This window comes from Paenirhodobacter enshiensis (genome assembly GCF_000740785.1).
Classification (GTDB): Bacteria; Pseudomonadota; Alphaproteobacteria; order Rhodobacterales; family Rhodobacteraceae; genus Rhodobacter; species Rhodobacter enshiensis.
The window spans coordinates 1-2,437 of the sequence record NZ_JFZB01000077.1 but is presented as its reverse complement, the minus strand read 5'-3'; the positions used below and the strand labels follow the sequence as shown (position 1 = coordinate 2,437).

Sequence of the window (2,437 nt, the reverse complement as noted above, 5' to 3'; positions counted from 1 at the left end):
GCAGATCAAGCGTCGTCCGAAGCCGAAGCCGCGGCAGCTGCCCGACGCGCAGCGAAGATCATCGCCGAGCATGAGGTGACCGAGGCGGAACTGATCGAACGCGGATCGTCGTCGATCACGGAGGGCGAATTCAATGCCGGACGTCGCAGCCAGCATCCCGCACTTGATGCCGCGACGCCGGGCATCACCCGACTGACCGAGACCCAGCCACTGTTTAGCGAAGGAACCATATTCTGGGTCGGGCAACCTGAAGACGTCGAGTTCGCTCTTTACCTGTGCGAGCTGGTACAGGGTGCATCCGAGCGGGCCTATCGCGGATACTGGCAGAAGACGATGGGTTCCGCGCCCTCCAGCACATACCGAAGATCGTTCATGATCGGCTTCGGGGAGGGGATCGCGGATCGCATGTACGATCTGGCCTATGAACGCGACCGGGCAAGACACCGCCAGAGAACGACAGGGACGAGTGTCGCCGTCGTCAAAGGCCAGCTGATCGCCAACTACATGGAAAGCACCTATCCGTCGATCAAGTCGCGCCGGGAAGGCCGCAAGAAGACACTGAACAGCAGCGCACTCCGCCACGGCATAGCCGCATCCCTCGGCGTAAACCTGAACCGCCCAGTGAGTTCCGAGGACGAGGCAGAGCATATCGGCGGTGCAGCATGACCGCCCTGCGCGTCCTGATCGGCTGCGAGTGCAGCGGCATCGTCCGGCGTGCCTTTGCCGCGCGCGGGCACGATGCCTGGTCGTGCGATCTGAAGCCGGCCGAGGACGGCAGCAACCGGCACATGATCTGCGACGTGCGCGAGGCTCTGGGGCTCGGGTGGGATCTGCTGGTGCTGTGCCATCCGCCGTGCACGCGCCTCGCCAACAGCGGCGTGCGGTGGCTGCATGAGGCGCCGCCGAACCCGCCCGACGAAGTCACCCCGGCCGAGCGCACGGGCTGGCGCGAGATGTCGGGTGCCGAGCGGCTGGCGATCATGTGGCGGCTGCTCGACGAAGGCGCGGCGCTGTTCTCGCATTGCTGGAATGCCGACATCGAGCGCGTCGCCTGCGAGAACCCGGTGATGCACAAATACGGCAAGGCGCGGATCGAGAACTTCGAGCCGATGGCGCAGAGCGTGCAGCCCTGGCAATTCGGCACCGATCCGAACGGGCCGGACAACGTGAAGAAGCGCACCTGCCTGTGGCTGCGTGGGCTGCCGAAACTCACGCTGACCGGCACGCTCGACGGCTCGACTGCGCGCGACGAGATCCACCGCGCCACGCCCGGCGCCGAGCGCAAGGCATTCCGCAGCCGGTTTTTCCCCGGCCTCGCCGACGCCATGGCCGAGCAATGGGGCAACTATGCCGCCGAGGCCGCGAGGGTAGCGGCATGACCGCCCGATGCCCGAGCTGTAGCGGGCGAGGGCTGATCCACAGGCACCCCTATTGGAACAACGGAAACACCCCCTGCCCGCGCTGCGGCGGAAGGGGAACAATCGAAGAGGACGAGATGACCGAGAAGTTCAAATCCATCCAGTTCGTGTTTCGGAGCAGCGACGCCCCTTTCGGCTTCTGCAACACGGCCGACTATGTCGACGACCAGACCGCCGCCCTGCATGAGCACGTCGCGAAGCACGGGTTCCACGGCTATGCCCGTGTCGGCACGATTGCCCTGAACCTAGACCAAGTCGCGGCGTTCTGGAGCTGCGACGCCGGCCCGGACGGCAAGCCGATCTTTCCGCAAACCGAAGCCGACCGGAGGGACTGAGATGGGCGACGCTTTGACGGCGAACCATCAGCTGGATGCGATGATGGCCAAGGCACTCGCATACCGTGAAGTGCTCAAGGGTACCCGCGGCAAGCTCGATATCGCGCGACGGCAACGGAACGAAGCCATTTCCCTTTGCCATGAGGCAATGGCCGAGCGCGACGCGCTGAAAGCCGAGATCGAGCGCCTGCGGGGCGAGAAAGCGGCGCCTGCGGTCGTCTACTGGCGCGGACAGGCGAAGGCGGCAAAAGCCGAGGTTGAGAGGCTTGAAGCGGACGACAGCCGCGCCCGTGCCGCCCTCCGCCAGATCATCGAAATCTCGGCCGGCCCGATCCGGCGCATTGCAGAAGAGGGGCTCGCATAACATGGGCGAACAACCGACCACACTGATCGCCATCGGCTCAAACGATCTGTCCCGAATTGAAGCCAAGATCGACGCGCTGTTCAGCCAGATGCGGGCCGTCCAGATGACCCCGCGGCCGGAATGGGTCTCGGTTCAGGAATACGCGAAATCGGTCTCGCGTAGCGAGCGCACGGTCCGCGAATGGATCAAGGCAGGCCGGATCGAATCGCGCCGGCAAGGGAACCTCTTGCAGGTCCGCGCATAGCGGGCCGCATTTTTTACGCTTTATTCTTCCATCACATTGATTTTGCTTACATATCGAGTCCGGTCGCCCGCACCAT

The 2,437-nt window shown here is 64.5% G+C and carries 5 protein-coding genes; all 5 read left to right on the top strand.

Annotated elements, in window-relative coordinates; translation table 11 throughout:
• A partial coding sequence (locus CG50_RS17145) for a DUF7168 domain-containing protein (protein WP_036640632.1) occupies nt 1-666 on the top strand: 666 nt, incomplete at its 5' end.
• Nucleotides 663-1,379 carry a hypothetical protein gene (locus tag CG50_RS15935; RefSeq protein WP_036640630.1) on the top strand — a complete coding sequence of 239 codons (717 nt, stop codon included), beginning with the start codon at nt 663-665 and terminating at the stop codon, nt 1,377-1,379. The genes CG50_RS17145 and CG50_RS15935, both read left to right, overlap by 4 nt.
• Nucleotides 1,380-1,495: 116 nt before the next feature.
• Nucleotides 1,496-1,753, top strand: a complete 258-nt coding sequence (locus tag CG50_RS15930) for a hypothetical protein (RefSeq protein ID WP_036640628.1) — start codon at nt 1,496-1,498, stop codon at nt 1,751-1,753.
• Between the two features lies 1 nt (nt 1,754).
• Nucleotides 1,755-2,117 carry a hypothetical protein gene (locus CG50_RS15925; protein ID WP_036640619.1) on the top strand — a complete coding sequence of 121 codons (363 nt, stop codon included), beginning with the start codon at nt 1,755-1,757 and terminating at the stop codon, nt 2,115-2,117.
• A 1-nt stretch (nt 2,118) separates the two neighbouring features.
• Entirely contained in the window at nt 2,119-2,361 is a 243-nt protein-coding gene (locus CG50_RS15920) for a MerR family transcriptional regulator (protein WP_036640617.1), read from the top strand.
• The last annotated feature ends 76 nt before the right edge of the window (nt 2,362-2,437 follow it).

Bases quoted from the DNA above. Each gene is read 5' to 3' on its own strand.
- CG50_RS15935 (WP_036640630.1), top strand. From the start codon at position 663: ATGACCGCCCTGCGCGTCCTGATCGGCTGCGAGTGCAGCGGCATCGTC.
- CG50_RS15930 (WP_036640628.1), top strand. From the start codon at position 1,496: ATGACCGAGAAGTTCAAATCCATCCAGTTCGTGTTTCGGAGCAGCGAC.
- CG50_RS15925 (WP_036640619.1), top strand. From the start codon at position 1,755: ATGGGCGACGCTTTGACGGCGAACCATCAGCTGGATGCGATGATGGCC.
- CG50_RS15920 (WP_036640617.1), top strand. From the start codon at position 2,119: ATGGGCGAACAACCGACCACACTGATCGCCATCGGCTCAAACGATCTG.